Below are 16,154 nucleotides of genomic sequence, written 5' to 3' on the forward strand. Positions count from 1 at the left end.
GCTAGATCAAATGTATGAGATTTATATGGAACTATTCATACCTGTTATTTGACTGCTTTGCCTACAGAGAGTAATGATACAACCAATTACTTTAATTTTTCTGTTATGTATGGAGCGGTATAGCTATCCTTTATCTTAGCCACTTCTTCTGGAGTTCCAGTAGCTACTAGTTTCCCACCAGCTTTACCACCTTCCGGTCCAAGATCAATAACGTGGTCAGCACATTTTACCAAGTCCATGTTGTGTTCTATAACGATCACAGAATGTCCTTTATCAATCAGTGCATTGAAACTGTCTAGTAATTTGTTGATGTCGTGAAAGTGCAATCCTGTGGTAGGCTCATCAAATATGAATAAGGTTTTATCAGACGTGGTTCCTTTTACTAAAAAGCTAGCGAGTTTAATACGTTGTGCTTCTCCACCTGATAGGGTAGAAGAGCTTTGTCCTAAAGTCACATATCCCAAACCTACGTCTTGAAGTGGCTGTAGTTTTCTAGTGACTTTGACTTCCTTATTAGTATCAAAAAATGCGATAGCATCATTGATAGTTAGGTTCAAAATATCGTCGATATTTTTATCGTGAAATTTCACTTCAAGGATTTCTTTTTTGAAACGTTTTCCATTACAGGTTTCACATATGAGAGTCACGTCTGCCATGAATTGCATCTCGATAGTTACCTCTCCATCTCCTTTACAAGTTTCACATCTTCCACCATCTACATTAAAAGAAAAATGTTTTGGTTTATAGTTTCTAATTTTTGCAACCTTTTCATTTGCAAATATGTTACGAATGTCATCATAAGCTTTGATGTAGGTCACAGGATTAGATCTTGAGCTACGTCCTATTGGATTTTGATCTATAAACTCTACCGTTTTCACATTTTCAAACTTTCCTTTTACTTCGGTATATTGGCCTGCTTTCTTTCCATAGCCACCCAACTTCTTCAAGAGGGCAGGATATAGAATCTGCTTTACTAATGTTGATTTTCCACTACCTGAAACTCCGGTAACCATGGTTAAAACACCTAAAGGAAAACGCACATCTATATTCTGTAGATTGTTCTGTCTCGCGCCTATAACGTCTATATAATATTTGTGTGACCTGCGCTTTTGCGGAAGCGGAATTTCCATAGATCCATTCAGATACTTTGCTGTAAGACTGTCTGATTTCAAAATTTCATCAAGAGTTCCAGCTGCGACTACTTCACCTCCATGAGTTCCAGCTTCTGGACCTATATCGATAATCTGATCAGCAGCTTGCATGATTTCTTCATCATGTTCTACAACGATTACAGTATTCCCTAAATCGCGTAAATTTTTAAGCACTTTAATCAAACGTTTTGTATCTCTTGGATGCAATCCTATACTAGGCTCGTCCAGTATATACATGCTACCTACCAGGCTACTTCCCAGAGAAGTCGCTAGATTGATACGTTGTGATTCTCCACCGGAAAGGCTGTTAGATTTACGATTTAAGGTCAAATAATCCAGTCCTACGTCAGATAAGAAAGTAAGTCTGTTATTGATTTCAATAAGCAGTCGTTTAGCAATTTGTTGATCGTGATCACTAAGCTCTAGATTTTTAAAAAAGACGACCAGTTCGTTGATGGGCAGGGTGACCAGGTCTGTGATTGTGGTTTCGGCTATTTTTATATAGTTGGTTTCCTTTCTCAATCTTGCACCATTACAATTGCTGCACCTGGTTTTACCTCGGTACCTAGAAAGCATCACGCGATTTTGAATTTTATAAGCTTTCGCCTCGAGCTCATCAAAAAAGGAATGAATACCGTCAAAATATTTATTTCCATCCCATACCAGCTGTTTTTGCTTCTCTGTCAATTCAAACCAAGGTCTATGAACAGGAAAATCAAACTTGTCAGCGTTCTTTATAAGTTGGTTTTTATAATAAGACATGCTCTCGCCACGCCAAGGAAAAACCGCCTGTTCATAAACAGATAATGCGGTGTTAGGAATCACTAATTCTTCATCTATTCCTATGACATCGCCATAACCTTCACACTTAGGACATGCTCCATAGGGGTTATTAAAACTGAATAAATGCGGGTTAGGTTCTAGGAACTCAATACCATCTAATTCAAATTTATTAGTAAATTCTCGGACTTTACTGCCATCCATGTGTTCTATAAAAGCCACACCTTTTCCTTCAAAGAAAGCCGTATCAATGGCATCTGCTAGTCGGTTATAAAAATCTTCATCATCGCGGACAATGATGCGATCCACCACTATTTTCACTTCGTCTTTTTTAGAATAGGATAAATTATCTTCATCGATTCTATGAACGGTGTCATTAATTTTGATACGTGTAAAGCCTTGTTGTTGCAGTACTTGTAATTGCGCTGTGATATCGCGTTTCCCTTTTACGATAAGCCTTGTAGTAAGTAATAACTTGGACCCTTCTTCTTGCTCTTTGACATAATTAATGACATCGGTAACCGTATCTTTTTTTACTTCATCTCCAGAAATAGGCGAGTAGGTATGTCCTATACGGGCAAATAACAATTTGAGGTAATCATAAATCTCGGTGGTAGTACCCACTGTAGACCGCGGATTTGTAGAATTCACCTTTTGCTCTATCGCTATTGCAGGCGCAATTCCTTTGATGTAAGCTACTTTTGGTTTGTTGAGACGGCCTAAAAACTGTCTGGCATAAGAAGAAAGACTCTCTACATAACGGCGTTGACCTTCAGCATAGAGAGTGTCAAAAGCAAGAGAAGACTTACCACTCCCCGATAAACCGGTGATTACAACGAGTTTATTACGCGGGATGACAGCGTCGAGACTTTTAAGGTTGTGAAGTTCAGCACCCTTTATGAGAATATTCTCCTTAGGGCTTAACTGGTCTATATTGGCAAACAATTTTGTTTCAGGCATAGTTACAAATATAAGAGGGAGATCGCCCTTCAAAGAATCGTTTATTGTGATTTATATGTTAAAAAATGTTATCAGTTTTTGTATATGTGGAATAAATGTTCCTATCTTTAACCCATAATTTATTTTAAACAGGCTGCGTATACTATAACATTACTTTAAAAACCGATCAAGGACTCCTGTTCTGAGGTCATCAAAGTTGTTATAATATGAAATTAGAAAACGTACAAGATGCTGCATTGGTAATGCAGTACATCGAGGGTAATGAGAAAGGTATAGAAATCCTTATCACCCGTCACAAACAAAGAATCTACAGTTTTATTTTTTCCAAGGTACTGGACCGAGACATTACAGAAGATATTTTTCAAGATACCTTCATTAAGGTTATTCGCACGCTTAAAAAGGGGAACTATAATGAAGAGGGTAAATTTCTTCCTTGGGTAATGCGTATTGCGCACAATCTAGTTATTGATCATTTTAGACGTAATAAGCGCATGCCTAAATTTCAGTCTCGTAATGATTTTGACATCTTTGATGTGATCAGCGATGGAGAGGAAAGTATGGAATATGAAATGATTACCAGTCAGATGCATGAAGATGTTAGACGTCTGATAGAAGAGCTGCCAGATGATCAAAAGGAAGTGCTTACCATGCGTATTTTTAAAGAAATGTCCTTTAAGGAAATAGCTGCATCTACCGATGTAAGTATCAATACAGCATTAGGAAGAATGCGTTATGCGCTTATTAATTTACGTAAGGTAATCGGTAAGCATAATATCATATTAACAAGATAATTTTAGTATTTTATTTGATTCTTATAATATAGTTACAAAAAGTACGTTTAATTCAAAACTAAACTTACTTACAACATGGCACAACTTTACAATGAATCATTTCCAGAACCAGTGAAACCTTCGGGACCCAAAGAGGAGACGGTAAAATTCTTGCTCGACTTTTCAAAAGCATTAAGTGTTACACGATATAAGAACATGACGTTTGAAACACTTAACAATTGACACCTCTCAGCCTGGTGTCAATATTTGTTTTCAATTTGAAAATCCATTCTCAAAGCTACTGAGAATGGGTTTTCTCTTTTGTGATGGTTTTGCTTGCGCTAAAGAGAAGTAGGTTCCTGACACTTATATTATTTGATATGCTTATCATGACATTACCCCAGAAAGTTTGGATTTAATATCCTGAATCTTTAAATGTAACTTCTTCCAAATTTATTAGGGATCTCAGTAATCTTTCTCAATGAATAATGCGGTCTTCAGTTTGTTCTAAATTTATCTGAGGTCTGTAGGGTTTATCTCCATATATTTTCAGCATCGCAAATATTTAATCTTTATTTTCCACTTCGATAGGCTCCGTCCATCGCCTTAAGGGAAAACGGTAATTAGAGAATTTTATAATCAAATTCATGTAATTTTAAATTATGGCTTTATTTTAGGGAAATGTCGGTAGGCAAGTGGTATTTGCGATGCAATTTGATATGGTTGTCCTCCCAGAAAATTTCAGAGTAGATGTTAGAAGTGTAGGAAACGTCTAGATGTGAAATTTATCTGGAATCTGCTAGAACTATCTGTTAACAATTAAGGAAAATCACTTCCCTTTCTTCTTATAATAAGCATCCAACACCGTTTTTCTCCCTACAGTTTTTGTAATAATATCTTTTTCCATATCCCAACCACGCGCAGGGCTATACTCACGGCCGTACCAAATGATTTGAAGATGCAAGTCATTCCATACTTCCTCTGGGAAGAGTCTTTTAGCATCTTTTTCTGTTTGTACCACGTTCTTTCCATTGGTGAGATTCCAGCGGTACATCAATCTGTGAATATGGGTGTCTACAGGAAACGTAGGAATACCAAATGACTGCGCCATTACTACGGCAGCGGTTTTGTGTCCTACGGCTGGAAACTCTTCTAATTCCTCGTAAGTTCTTGGGACGATACCCTTATGTTTATCAATCAGGATTTGAGAAAGTCCATGGATTCCTTTAGCTTTCATAGGAGAGAGCCCGACAGGTTTGATGATCTCGCGTATTTCTTCTACGCTCAGTTTTACCATGTCATAAGGATTATCTGCTCGATCAAATAGCAGCGGTGTGATCTTGTTGACCCGTACGTCTGTACTTTGCGCACTCATTAAAACAGCAATCAATAAGGTGAATGGATCGGTATGATCTAGGGGTATAGGAATTTCTGGATATAACTCTTCCAGCTTATTTATGATAAATGCAACTTTTTCTAATTTGTTCATTCCTATCTTTATACTTTAATTCATTCAAAAATACGATATGACTTCATTAAAAGTAGGAGATAAAGCTCCAGATTTTTCAATTCTTAATCAAGATGAACAAACCGTTTCTTTATCGGATTTTGCCGGTAAGAAATTGGTTTTATTCTTTTACCCTAAAGCAAGTACACCAGGTTGTACCGCTGAGGCGTGTAATTTAAGGGATAATATAGATCGTTTTCGCGCAAGCGGCTATGAGATTTTAGGAGCAAGTGCTGATAGTCCTAAACGACAAAAGAACTTTCAAACTAAATATGAACTTCCATACGATCTTCTTGCAGATGAAGATCATAAGCTGTTAAATGCTTTTCAAGTTTGGGGTCCTAAAAAGTTTATGGGTAAAGAATACGACGGGATTCACCGCACCACCTTTGTAATAGATGAAAAGGGCGTGCTCACTGATGTGATTCAAAAGGTAAAAACCAAAGATCACGCGGCTCAAATTTTATAAGGGGGCGTCTTCTGTGTGAGATGCAGCATCCTTATTAGAATTTTGCTCGTTATTGTTGCAACCGAAGAGGTTCTCCTTTTCCATTAAAGTGGGAATTCCTTCGGGCAACATTTGTTTCCATCCATCTTCTCCTGCGTCAATCATACGCAATACTTCCCTAGAGAAAATATGAAGGATATCAGGATTATAGTCTTCTAGGTCTTTTAGTTTACCATTGTATTTAAAGAATTTGTAAAGTTCTTTCATGCGAGGATGTACCTTTAGGTTTTCGCTTGTTGTCAACTCTCCAGTTTCTTGATCGAGCATGGGGTAAAGATAAACTCTCAAATCTTTAAAGAATAGTTTTCCAAAAGCTTCCAAAATTCCACCACTCAAGTGCGTATAATATTTAGTATCAAAAATCTCTACTAGATTATTGACCCCCATTACTAGACCTATACGTTCTTTAGTATAATTATTAAAGTACTCTACTAACTTATAGTATTCTTTAAAGTTAGAAATCATAACGGTCTGTCCAAGGGAACAAAGCAGCTCTGCTCGGTGCATAAAGTCTTTTTCGTCTATTTCTCCACTGGCTCTTAAGTTAGACAGGGTTATTTCAAATATGGTTTCTACATTTTCTTCTTTTACCCTACCTGATTTTAAGAACCTGCGGCGGGCAGTTTCAAACATATCCATGTTTACTTTAGTTACCGGACGGAAACTACCTCGCAGTGCCAATACATTTTTCTTATAAAGGATACGAGCACTTAAAATATTATTCCCATCAGGTCCGAACATTACGGCCTCAGTCATTCCGTGTTTAAGAAGCTGTAAACTCATCAAACGATTATCTACATCTTTAAAACGCGGACCAGCAAAATTAATCATGTCAATCTCGATCTTATCCTTATCGATATGATCGTATAGGTATTCCAGTAATTTTCTAGGGTTATCATGCTTATAAAAAGCACCATATATCAAGTTAGTTCCCAGAATACCCAATGTAATTTGTTGCAATCTAGCATCGCGTTCTTTAAAACGCACATGTAGTATAATCTCTGAATAATCCTCTTCAGGGGAAGCTTGAAATCTAATTCCTACCCAGCCATGTCCTAAGTATCGCTTAGCAAAGTCAATGGTTGCTACGGTGTTAGCATAAGTAAAGAATAATTTTTCTGGATGTTTTTCTCGAGAAAGTCTTTCTTCAATAAGGTTGGACTCGTGATCCAGCATTTTCACTAATCTGGACTCTGTGACATAACGTCCGTCATCTTGAATCCCATAAATAGAATCTGAGAAATCCTTGTCATAAGCACTCATTGCTTTTGCAATAGTACCAGAAGCGCCACCAGCTCTAAAAAATTGTCTAACCGTTTCTTGTCCAGCACCTATTTCGGCAAAGGTTCCGTAAATGTTACGGTTCAGGTTAATTCTAAGGACTTTGTTTTTTATGGATGGAACAGATTCAAAATCGTGATCTCCTGGTAAGCTTAAACCCATTTTGTATATTTTGGTGTTGATACAAAGGTAGGAAACAACGCTACTTTAATGAAAAAATATCAATACTTTTATAAAACAATTATGGAAGTAAAAATTACGATTTTAGGAACTGGTACGTCACAAGGAATTCCTGTTATAGGTAGCTCACATCCAGTGTGTTTGAGTGAGAATTCTAAGGATAAACGTCTTAGAGTGAGTGCTATGTTTGAAGTAAATGACAAGCGTTTCATCATCGATTGTGGTCCTGATTTCCGCCAGCAGATGCTCACACAAGAAGTTTCTGCTATTGATGCTATGATATTCACCCATGAACATGCTGATCATACGGCAGGATTAGATGATTTAAGGCCGTTCTACTTTCGTCAAGGGAACTTGCAATGTTACATGACTTCTCGAGTTCATAATGCCCTTAAAGAACGCTTCAGTTATATATTTACTACCGAAAATAAATATCCAGGTGTAGCTACATTAGACGTTCATGAATTTGAAAAGGAGTCTTTTGAAATAGACGGTATTCGTGTGATTCCTGTTTTGGCAGACCACGGTTATATACCAGTTCATGGTTATAGAATAGGAGATATTGCCTATATGACTGATGTGAAGACCATCGCTCCAGGCGAAAAGGAGAAGCTTAAAAATCTAGATGTTTTGGTACTTAATATGCTGCGTAAAGAAACTCATGCTACACACCTTAATCTAGAAGAAGCATTAGAATTAGTAAGGGAATTACAACCTAAACGTACTTACTTTACACATATAAGTCATCACCTAGGTTTTCATGATGAAGTGCAAAAAACACTTCCTGAAAACGTATTTTTGGCATACGATAACCTTGAAATTACATCACATTGATAAAAAGTTTTTATTTATACCTGTTTATTTTTGCATCCTTAATTGCATTGGTCATCTACGTTAATGGTAGAAAATATCAAGAAAAGCTAGAAGACCAAGTGCAAAGTCTTAGAAAAGAGCTCTATGAAACAGATCAAGAGCGTAAAGAGGCTCTGTCTACAGAAGTAAAAGCCGATTATGAAAATTCGGTTTTTTCTTTAAAGGGAAACCCTGAATCAGAAAATTATTTAGACAGCATGGGTTTAGAAGCTTCTGAAGTGGAGGCTCTAGTTAGAGATCAATTGTTAGAGCTCAATATTAAGGAAGGTGGTAATCCATTGGTTCCTTATATAGGTCAAGGCCGTGGTTTTAGAATCAACGATACAAAGTTTATCAATCACAAATGGGTGCTCGCTAACTTCACCGATAACGATCGCTGGGGTGATGTCGTTATACGATATGATATCAATGAGAAGAAAGAAGTAGAGATGGAAACGATTAAAGCCTTGTTGTTTGACAAGAATACAAACAACTAATCCAATCTATAAATTCGCACTTTACGTTTCTTAATTTTACTATTATTGAGCTGTTGGGTGAGGTTATAAGCCTTTTCAAAAGGTACTGCGACAAAGGCACAGTCTTGCTTTAATTCAATTTCGCCCAGTTCCTCTTTACCTAGGTTGCCTTGTTTAAAGAACAACCCAGCGATGTCTCCTTTGGAGATTTTATCTTTTCTTCCACCAGAAATAAAGAGTGTTTCCCATTTTTGATGGTGGGTTACTTTTAATCGCTCTGCATATTCTAGAGGCGTACTTTCTCCTATATAATCAGGAAGTTTATGTTTCTTATTGTGCAAAATATAAGCCGTTCCATTGGCATGCATTCTAGCTGTACGACCATTTCTATGGGTGAATTCTTCTTTGTGAAAAGGAAGCTCGTAATGAATAATAAAATCCAGCTCAGGCACATCTATTCCACGAGCCGCAAGATCTGTGGCTAGCAATAGCTGGTGGGTTCCGTTCCTAAACTTGATCAACGCACGCTCGCGATCCCGTTGCTCGAGCCCGCCATAAAAGACCGAATGAGAGATATTCCTGCTTTTTAGAAACTCACTGACTTCTTCAATAGAATCTTTAAAATTACAAAAGATGATACCGTTACCATTGCTAGTTCGAGCAATGATTTGCTCGAGATTGATAAAACGGTTCTTAGAATCCGACGCCATGGTTTTAATCTGTAGTACACTACCGGTCTCCTTCTCAAATTTCAACACCTGGGGATTCTCTAATCCTACAAATTCAGGAATTTTCACTTTAAAAGTGGCCGAGGTCAGGATATTACGAGTCACATGGGGCAATGAACCTACTATCTCTTTCATCTCTTTTTCAAAACCAGTCTCCAGCGATTTATCAAATTCATCTAGAATTAAAGTTTTAATAAAAGAAGGGTCAAAAGATTCACGCCTTAAATGATCAGCAATTCTTCCTGGAGTTCCTACGAGAATAGTAGGAGTGTGTTGCAAATCTTCCTTATCCTTTGCCCCGGCGCGTCCACCATAAATGGCATTTGCTTTATAACCTGTTCCCATTTCTCTAATCACTTGCTCTATTTGTATGGCAAGCTCGCGAGAAGGAACTAAAATCAATGCTTGGACTTCGGTAAGCTCTGGATTTAATAATTCGATTACTGGAAGTAGAAAAGCCAATGTTTTTCCTGTTCCAGTAGGTGAGATGATCACTGTATCTCTATGATTTGTAATGGCGTCATGCGCTTGTAACTGCATGTCGTTTAAAGAAACAATCCCCAGTTTATCCAGAATTTGTTGACGTGATTTGATGGAATTATTCATGGATATTATTTTAATTTAAATTACTGAGTTAAAATCCGCTTCTCCAGCCATTCTTTCATATCATAGAAATTATCTCTAGAAACACCGTGTCCTATAGGATACTCTTTGAACATATAGTCGGCATGGATTTCTTCCATAATCTGTGGTGCTTTTTTTGCCCATTGATAAGGGATCACTTGATCTACCGTTCCATGAGAAATGAAGTAGTTGGTTTTGATCTCGCTTTTGCGAAAGCGTGCTTCTAGTCCACTTCTTCCTGCAATTAAATCTTCATTGACATAACCACTCATCGCAACTACATTCTGGAACAATCCTGGTTGAGAAAGGCTTAAGCCATAAGCAAGAATCGCACCTTGACTAAAACCAAGAACGTTCATATTCCCAGGATCAATAGAGTAGGTAGCCTTTAATTCTTCTAGAAAGCTAGTGATTTTCACCATGCTTTCTCTCGCCTGATCGTTATCACTAAACTTACCACCTGATGCATCAAAATTGATGGCATACCATGCTGCTCCTTGAGGAGGCATTTCATAAGGGGCACGAGCTGAAACTATAAAAATGTCTTCGCTTATCTCTGGTGCAAAGGAAAAAAGGTCCTCTTCATTACTGCCGTAACCGTGCAGTAGTAAAAGCAATGGAGCATTTTCCTTACGCGCTGGTCGCGTAATATATGGTAAACTAAGTGATGTGTTCAATGTGGTTATTTAATAAAAGTGAACCATTTCTGGAAGTATTTCCCTATAAATGGTAGTAAATCTTGTTGATTGCGCAAAGTACTGATCAAGCCTAATATGGCGAGCAATACCATTAAGGTAATGATAATCAATGGCAGTAATAGCTGGTCCTTCGGAATGTTATCTGCAAATACAGAAACTACTATGGCAATGATAGCTATACCAAACATTTGTCGGATATGAAAGCTGGCAAATTTATTTCCTTTATTGTAATTGAGAATGATAGACACACCAAAAACAGCAATAAAAACCATAAGGTGCAGGTATAAAAATACCGCGCTGGCATAAGCAAGTATCGCGAGGTTTTTAGCAGGCGGATTATCTTTCATTCCAGAGGGCTTTTTTATTATTGATAATTCCAAACACCGTTCCTTTCATAGCTTTTCCTAGAAAGGCAGAGTTCTTAGAAGTAGAAACAATATGACTTTTTTCAAAGGTATAGCTTGTTTCTGGTTCAAAAAGGGTCAAATTAGCTATTTGTCCTTCTTTTATTTGAGGTGTTGCCTGATTAAAGACATGGTAACCCTTAGTCAGTAACCCAATAGTGGTCTCTAGGTCAGTCAGCTGATTCAAAATACCAAAAGCACTTTCTAAGCCTATGGTTCCAGCAGTTGCACGGTCAAATTCAAGGTCTTTGTGTTCTATCGTTAGCGGCGTATGATCACTCGTAACAACGTCGATTACTCCTGAGTTTAGAAACTTTTGAAGCTGTTTTACTTCTTTTTCATCTCTCAGTGGTGGCTGTATTTTAAAGTTGGCATCAAAAGTTTCTAATTCGTTACTTGATAAGGTCAAATGATGAATGGAAACGCTACAAGTCACATTTTGAGCTGTCTTTTTGTATTCTCTGATCAACTTTAAACCTTCTACCGTGCTGACAGTAGGAATGTGTAATCTTCCATTGGTATAAGTAGCGATTCTTAAATCTCTCGCTATTTGAAGCTCTTCAGCAAGGCTGGGCATGGACTTGAGTCCTAAGTTGGTAGTAACGGTATCTTCATTGACCATCCCTTTTCCAGCGATGTCCTTATTTTGAGGAAATGACTGCACCACAGCATTAAAGGAGGATGCGTATTGCAATCCTACTTTCAACAGGTTGGCATTAGTCACTTCATGCTTGTAATCATAGAAGGAAACAGCTCCTGCTTCTTGCATGTCGTACAATTCGGCCAGGTGTTTCCCTTTTTGATTTAAGGTAAAAGAACCTACTGGCAAGATGCTCACTGCCTGATGTGCCGTTACGTTTTTCAAATATTTGATTCCCGATTGATCTTGCGGATTCGGTTGATTGTTTGGATTCAACATGATGGTGGTAAAACCGCCTGCTGCTGCTGCTTTAACACCATTTTCTAGTGTTTGTCGTTCTTCAAAACCGGGTTCTCCCAGGCTGACACTTGTATCGATCCATCCTATGGAAACATGCAAATTTGCCGCCTCGACGAGTTTGGCATTTTCCTCTTTTATTGAAGCACCTATTTTTTCAATCTTTCCATTTTTAATGAGTAGATCTCTTTTTTTGCCGTTTAAATCAGAACCGGCATTGACGATAATCACATTTTTAAGTAGTATCATTTTACAAACTTTAAAATCAATAATTCACAAATTAGGAAGAATAAAGCTCCCATGACAAAGTACTTCCACAAAGAAAGGATATTTTCTTCCTGACTGAGTTTGTACAGTAAATCATCAATAGATTCTGAAAGGTTATCCCCTAAATCTGCATTTGAATAATATGCTAACTTGTTCTCTTGACGTTTTGCATTGAAGCTTAACGTAGAGATCTTTTGTTCTTTAATTTTCACCGTATAGTTTCCTGCAATAGATAACTCTTCTCCAGCAGTGACGAGTACATAACTATCAAAGGCTTGCTGTCTAGGAATCATTTCAGAGGAATCGTAAGAGAGGCTTAAAATATGGTCTTGATTTAGGCTCGTATTTACGGCGATATTGTTGCTTTCACCTAGCTCGTAATACAATTTAGGAATAGGCAATGCATTTACAGCCATGTTATAAAAAACAGGAACAATAAGCGGCGAATTCTGAAAGTTGCTATTCTCTAAATTTAGGCTTGTAGTAAAGAAATAAGTAGTGTTATTCTTATATAGAAAGCTGCTTCCGTCGTCATATTTTAGTATAGGATCTATAGCGTTTGTGGTTTTTAAAACACCAGTTACATTAGGGTATTGGAAGTTGGAGACCTGCTTGTTAAAAACACCTTTAAACAAAGGGTGATTGAAATTGATCTCGGTAATTTTCTTAGAAAAGTCGTTGTATTCTAATCCGGTCAAGCCTATGTTTTGATATCCTGAAGATTTCTGGGCAGGAATAACGACCATATATCCACCGTTTCTGGTCAATGTATTTAATTCTTCACTAAGACTGGCAGGAATAGCACTCATTTCATTAATGATAACGATATTTTGATTCTTGATCAAATTATAATTGACTTCCATTTCTGCTACGCTGATGTACTCAAACTCTTCTCCTTTATAAAGTCGGTCTAGAAAGCTAGAGTCGGCGCCATTGATACTTAACACCTTAATTTTTTCCTTCCTACCTGTACTTATAAAAAGCTCATTGTCAAATGAGATTCCATTGTCATTTATATAGATTCTTCCCTCAATAGGCTCATTGGTCTTTACTTCAAAATTAGCTGTTCCAGATTGATTCTCCAAAAGAACAGAAGTTTTTGCGAGTAAAATATTATTATTTTCAAAAGATAAAGTTACAGGTTGTTCCACCTTATAATTGGCGCTTAAGCCTAACTGAAGCTTTAAGTTATTGCCAGATTGGCTCTCTATAAAAACGGTATCAATAGATAGGTTATTAATTTCTTGAGGTTCTAATTTTAGAAGTTCTCTTTTTACGTTTTGCAAAGGTTCTGGAAATTGTTCTCCAGTACTATTTTGAAAATCAGATATGAGGATCATCTCTTTTGCCGCGTTCTTATTTTGGAGTAGGGAAGAGGCTTTAAGTTGCACTTGATCAAAGGTGAGTGCTTGGTTAGAATAATTATTAGAAAGCAGCTCATTAGTGATTTGCTGTCTGTTGGTATTTGCAAAGACTTTATCATTCGTAAATAGGGTAAAGACTTTATCTGCTGGTAATTTTTCTAGAAGCTGGCTGGTAGCGTTTTTATATAAGGCTCCGTTTTTACCTTTTAATTCCATGGAATAGGAGTTATCAAGATAGATAGCGGTTTGTTTTTCTTGAGTAGCGGTTTTACTTCCAGGTAAAAAGGGTTGCGCAAAAGCCATCACTATACAGGTAATAGCGGCGCAACGAGCTAACAAAGTCAACCATTTTTTAAGTTGACGACTTTTTCTAGTTTGGGTAATTAAAGGTTGGAGGAAGGCAACATTAGTAAAGGATACTTTATTAAACTTTCTAAGCTGAAAAAGGTGAACAATAATAGGAACTATAAGAAAAAATAGACCGTAAAGTATTATTGGGTTTTTAAATAACATCTATCCTAATTGCAATTCAAAGATACTGCCTTTGCTTAAAAAAGCACTTATTTTTTAACGGTAAATGTAAAAGTTGTTCCAGTGTTGATTTTTGAATTACATTTGATGGACCCACCTAGTTTATCTACAAGAATTTTAACGGTAGAAAGTCCAATACCGTTACCTTTTTTACCAGATCGATCTGTTTGATTTAATGTGGTAAATAATTTAAAAATGTCTTCCTGTTTATCTTTTGGAATACCTATACCATTATCTTTCACACCAATTTTATAATATTCAGGCGTTATAGCTGCTGTAACTTGAATAACAATAGTTTCTTGATTGTTGTATTTAATACTATTTCCTATAAGGTTTAATAAGACTTGTTCCATAGCAGCACTGTTGCTATTAATGATAAGATTATCTTCAGGAAAAAGGAGTTGTATATCATCCCTAAGACCTAGCATTTCTTCTACTTTTTCAATAATAGAATAAATGTCAAACTCTTCTTTATCATCGATGGCTAATTGGTCACTTTCATAATGGCTCAAAATATTATCTATGTAATCACTCATAGAAAAAGCTGTGTCTTTAATAGAGTGAAGATAACGTTTACCGTCTTCATCCAATTGGTTGCTGTATTTCTTTGATAGGAGATCAGTGGTAAGGATCATGCTCGCTAGAGGCATTTTCATGTCATGAGACACGACTCTAGCAAAGTTCTTGAGCATCTCATTATTTTCTTGTAATAATCTTGTTTTTTCTTTGAGTTCTATATTTTTCTTGTTGAGCAGTAACTGCCTCATTACAAGGTCTGCAATCATTTCTAGAGACTTTTTCTGTTCGCTATTTAGTTTATGTGGCTTAGTATCTAGAACACAAACGGTACCTAAAGGTAAATTGTTTTCATCTTTTAACTGGACCCCTGCATAAAATCTAATACTTTCTTCCTCTTTTAAGAAGGGAAGATTCTTAAAGTCCGGATTTTCATGAACATCTTCCATATAGAAAAAGTCACCATCATTTACGGTTGCATGAGCACAAAAGCTCAATTCTCTAGGGGAATTATCTAATTGAAGTCCTTTTTGAGATTTGAACCAAACTTCATCTTTATGAACTATAGAAATTAAACTTTTTGGAACATTAGTAAGTTTACAAGCTAACTCCGTGAGTTCATCAAGCACCTTTTCTCGTTTGGGATCGATATGAAATGACTCTAAATAAGCAAGACGCTCCAATTCACGAGGATGTAAGGGTACTTTAGTCATTAGTTGGCTGAATAAATTTCACAAATTTAACACAATTTACTCTTAATATTATCACAATTTTATTCAGCTATAATTCTTTAAAAGCCCCTAATCCAAAAAGAGCAAAATCATATTTAATAGGGTCTTTAGGATCAAATATTCTAAGAATTTTGTCCAATTCGGCAACGGCTTTTGCATCGTTTTGTTTGCGTTTAAGCAGTTTAAGTTTGCGAGCGACATTTCCAGTATGTACATCTAATGGTAGTGATAAAGCACTCATAGGAATGGAGTTCCATATTCCAAAATCTACACCAGCATTGTCTTTTCTCACCATCCAGCGCAGGAACATGTTGATGCGTTTTGCACTGCTATTTTTCATGGGATCACTGACGTGCTTTTGGGTGCGTGGCAAGTGATCTACCTCAAAAAAGCTGGTTTTAAATTGGGAGATGGCTTCTTGCAAATTTGCTTTTTCTTGATACGCTTTCGCGAAAGCGTGCTCTAAACCATCATGCTTCTTTTCTAAATGCTGCAAGGATCGCATAAAGGTCTTACAATCTTCACTATTAAAAGTGCGGTGTACAAAACCATCAAATCTATCCAAGTCACTTTCTTCATGGTTTCTTATAAAATCTGCTGGAGATTGATCGAGGAGCGTCATCAATTTGTTGGCATTATTGATAATGGACTTGCGATTTCCCCATGCAATGGTGGCGACAAGAAAGCTTGCTATTTCTATATCCTTTTTATCAGTAAAAAGATGCGGTATCTGAATAGGATCGTGAGGTATAAAATCTGGGGTGTTGTATTGCTCGACTTTAACATCGAGAAATTCTTTAAGTTCTTTTCGGTTCATATGAAACCAGTTTTATTTTTAAATATCGCATATACATTCCTTTTTTTAGCCTTAAAAATGATAACTTCATAC

General features: G+C 36.8%; 15 protein-coding genes. 5 read left to right on the plus strand and 10 right to left on the minus strand.

Annotation, left to right across the window (positions count from 1 at the left end):
• Positions 1 to 86 precede the first annotated feature (86 nt).
• Positions 87 to 2,891, minus strand: coding sequence for an excinuclease ABC subunit UvrA (gene uvrA / locus F0365_RS12420; protein ID WP_169933982.1), 2,805 nt, complete (start codon positions 2,889 to 2,891; stop codon positions 87 to 89).
• 206 nt (positions 2,892 to 3,097) lie between these two features.
• On the opposite strand from uvrA, the gene F0365_RS12425 reads away from it, so the two are divergent.
• Together F0365_RS12425 and F0365_RS12430 are read left to right on the plus strand one after the other, a co-directional pair.
• A complete protein-coding gene (locus tag F0365_RS12425) occupies positions 3,098 to 3,682 on the plus strand; it encodes a sigma-70 family RNA polymerase sigma factor (protein ID WP_169933983.1) in 585 nt (194 codons plus the stop codon).
• 75 nt (positions 3,683 to 3,757) lie between these two features.
• Positions 3,758 to 3,904, plus strand: a complete 147-nt coding sequence (locus F0365_RS12430) for a hypothetical protein (RefSeq protein ID WP_169933984.1) — start codon at positions 3,758 to 3,760, stop codon at positions 3,902 to 3,904.
• Between the two features lie 586 nt (positions 3,905 to 4,490).
• Here F0365_RS12430 and F0365_RS12435 read toward each other — a convergent pair.
• Positions 4,491 to 5,150 carry an endonuclease III domain-containing protein gene (locus F0365_RS12435; RefSeq protein WP_169933985.1) on the minus strand — a complete coding sequence of 220 codons (660 nt, stop codon included), beginning with the start codon at positions 5,148 to 5,150 and terminating at the stop codon, positions 4,491 to 4,493.
• 37 nt (positions 5,151 to 5,187) lie between these two features.
• Here F0365_RS12435 and bcp point away from each other — a divergent pair, with 37 nt between their 5' ends.
• Positions 5,188 to 5,637 carry a thioredoxin-dependent thiol peroxidase gene (gene bcp / locus F0365_RS12440; protein WP_169933986.1) on the plus strand — a complete coding sequence of 150 codons (450 nt, stop codon included), beginning with the start codon at positions 5,188 to 5,190 and terminating at the stop codon, positions 5,635 to 5,637.
• On the opposite strand, the gene F0365_RS12445 is transcribed toward bcp, so the two are convergent.
• Positions 5,632 to 7,119, minus strand: coding sequence for a TonB-dependent receptor (locus F0365_RS12445; RefSeq protein WP_169933987.1), 1,488 nt, complete (start codon positions 7,117 to 7,119; stop codon positions 5,632 to 5,634). The two genes, bcp and F0365_RS12445, sit on opposite strands and share 6 nt — an antisense overlap.
• Before the next feature lie 48 nt (positions 7,120 to 7,167).
• On the opposite strand from F0365_RS12445, the gene F0365_RS12450 reads away from it, so the two are divergent.
• Positions 7,168 to 7,971 carry an MBL fold metallo-hydrolase gene (locus F0365_RS12450; protein WP_240961650.1) on the plus strand — a complete coding sequence of 268 codons (804 nt, stop codon included), beginning with the start codon at positions 7,168 to 7,170 and terminating at the stop codon, positions 7,969 to 7,971.
• Complete coding sequence (locus tag F0365_RS12455) at positions 7,968 to 8,486, plus strand: hypothetical protein (protein ID WP_169933988.1); 519 nt, start codon at positions 7,968 to 7,970, stop codon at positions 8,484 to 8,486. The genes F0365_RS12450 and F0365_RS12455 overlap by 4 nt, the downstream gene beginning before the upstream one ends.
• Here the strand turns inward: F0365_RS12455 and F0365_RS12460 are convergent.
• The 7 genes from F0365_RS12460 to F0365_RS12490 form a co-directional block, all read right to left on the minus strand.
• The gene (locus F0365_RS12460; RefSeq protein WP_169933989.1) at positions 8,483 to 9,799 is read right to left on the minus strand and encodes a DEAD/DEAH box helicase; all 1,317 of its coding nucleotides are present in this window, start codon (positions 9,797 to 9,799) and stop codon (positions 8,483 to 8,485) included. The genes F0365_RS12455 and F0365_RS12460 overlap by 4 nt on opposite strands.
• 20 nt (positions 9,800 to 9,819) lie before the next feature.
• Positions 9,820 to 10,494 carry an alpha/beta hydrolase gene (locus F0365_RS12465; protein ID WP_169933990.1) on the minus strand — a complete coding sequence of 225 codons (675 nt, stop codon included), beginning with the start codon at positions 10,492 to 10,494 and terminating at the stop codon, positions 9,820 to 9,822.
• A 5-nt stretch (positions 10,495 to 10,499) separates the two neighbouring features.
• Complete coding sequence (locus F0365_RS12470) at positions 10,500 to 10,862, minus strand: hypothetical protein (protein WP_169933991.1); 363 nt, start codon at positions 10,860 to 10,862, stop codon at positions 10,500 to 10,502.
• Positions 10,852 to 12,105: a dihydroorotase gene (locus tag F0365_RS12475; RefSeq protein ID WP_169933992.1), complete on the minus strand. Its 1,254-nt coding sequence runs from the start codon at positions 12,103 to 12,105 to the stop codon at positions 10,852 to 10,854. Before F0365_RS12475 ends, F0365_RS12470 begins: the two co-directional genes overlap by 11 nt.
• Positions 12,102 to 14,000 (minus strand): BatA domain-containing protein, encoded by a 1,899-nt coding sequence (locus F0365_RS12480; protein ID WP_169933993.1) that lies wholly within the window; start codon positions 13,998 to 14,000, stop codon positions 12,102 to 12,104. Before F0365_RS12480 ends, F0365_RS12475 begins: the two co-directional genes overlap by 4 nt.
• 47 nt (positions 14,001 to 14,047) lie before the next feature.
• The gene (locus tag F0365_RS12485) at positions 14,048 to 15,247 is read right to left on the minus strand and encodes a GAF domain-containing sensor histidine kinase (RefSeq protein WP_169933994.1); all 1,200 of its coding nucleotides are present in this window, start codon (positions 15,245 to 15,247) and stop codon (positions 14,048 to 14,050) included.
• A gap of 67 nt (positions 15,248 to 15,314) precedes the next feature.
• A complete protein-coding gene (locus F0365_RS12490; protein ID WP_169933995.1) occupies positions 15,315 to 16,082 on the minus strand; it encodes a TIGR02757 family protein in 768 nt (255 codons plus the stop codon).
• Between the last annotated feature and the right edge of the window lie 72 nt (positions 16,083 to 16,154).

The sequence above is a fragment of the Nonlabens sp. Ci31 genome, assembly GCF_012974865.1.
GTDB lineage: Bacteria > Bacteroidota > Bacteroidia > Flavobacteriales > Flavobacteriaceae > Nonlabens.

Excerpts from the sequence above, each read along its gene's own strand:
- F0365_RS12460 (WP_169933989.1), bottom strand. The coding sequence starts at position 9,799 with ATGAATAATTCCATCAAATCACGTCAACAAATTCTGGATAAACTGGGG.
- bcp (WP_169933986.1), top strand. The coding sequence starts at position 5,188 with ATGACTTCATTAAAAGTAGGAGATAAAGCTCCAGATTTTTCAATTCTT.
- F0365_RS12470 (WP_169933991.1), bottom strand. The coding sequence starts at position 10,862 with ATGAAAGATAATCCGCCTGCTAAAAACCTCGCGATACTTGCTTATGCC.
- F0365_RS12435 (WP_169933985.1), bottom strand. The coding sequence starts at position 5,150 with ATGAACAAATTAGAAAAAGTTGCATTTATCATAAATAAGCTGGAAGAG.
- F0365_RS12490 (WP_169933995.1), bottom strand. The coding sequence starts at position 16,082 with ATGAACCGAAAAGAACTTAAAGAATTTCTCGATGTTAAAGTCGAGCAA.
- F0365_RS12485 (WP_169933994.1), bottom strand. The coding sequence starts at position 15,247 with ATGACTAAAGTACCCTTACATCCTCGTGAATTGGAGCGTCTTGCTTAT.
- F0365_RS12475 (WP_169933992.1), bottom strand. The coding sequence starts at position 12,105 with ATGATACTACTTAAAAATGTGATTATCGTCAATGCCGGTTCTGATTTA.
- F0365_RS12425 (WP_169933983.1), top strand. The coding sequence starts at position 3,098 with ATGAAATTAGAAAACGTACAAGATGCTGCATTGGTAATGCAGTACATC.
- uvrA (WP_169933982.1), bottom strand. The coding sequence starts at position 2,891 with ATGCCTGAAACAAAATTGTTTGCCAATATAGACCAGTTAAGCCCTAAG.
- F0365_RS12480 (WP_169933993.1), bottom strand. The coding sequence starts at position 14,000 with ATGTTATTTAAAAACCCAATAATACTTTACGGTCTATTTTTTCTTATA.
- F0365_RS12445 (WP_169933987.1), bottom strand. The coding sequence starts at position 7,119 with ATGGGTTTAAGCTTACCAGGAGATCACGATTTTGAATCTGTTCCATCC.
- F0365_RS12430 (WP_169933984.1), top strand. The coding sequence starts at position 3,758 with ATGGCACAACTTTACAATGAATCATTTCCAGAACCAGTGAAACCTTCG.
- F0365_RS12450 (WP_240961650.1), top strand. The coding sequence starts at position 7,168 with ATGAAAAAATATCAATACTTTTATAAAACAATTATGGAAGTAAAAATT.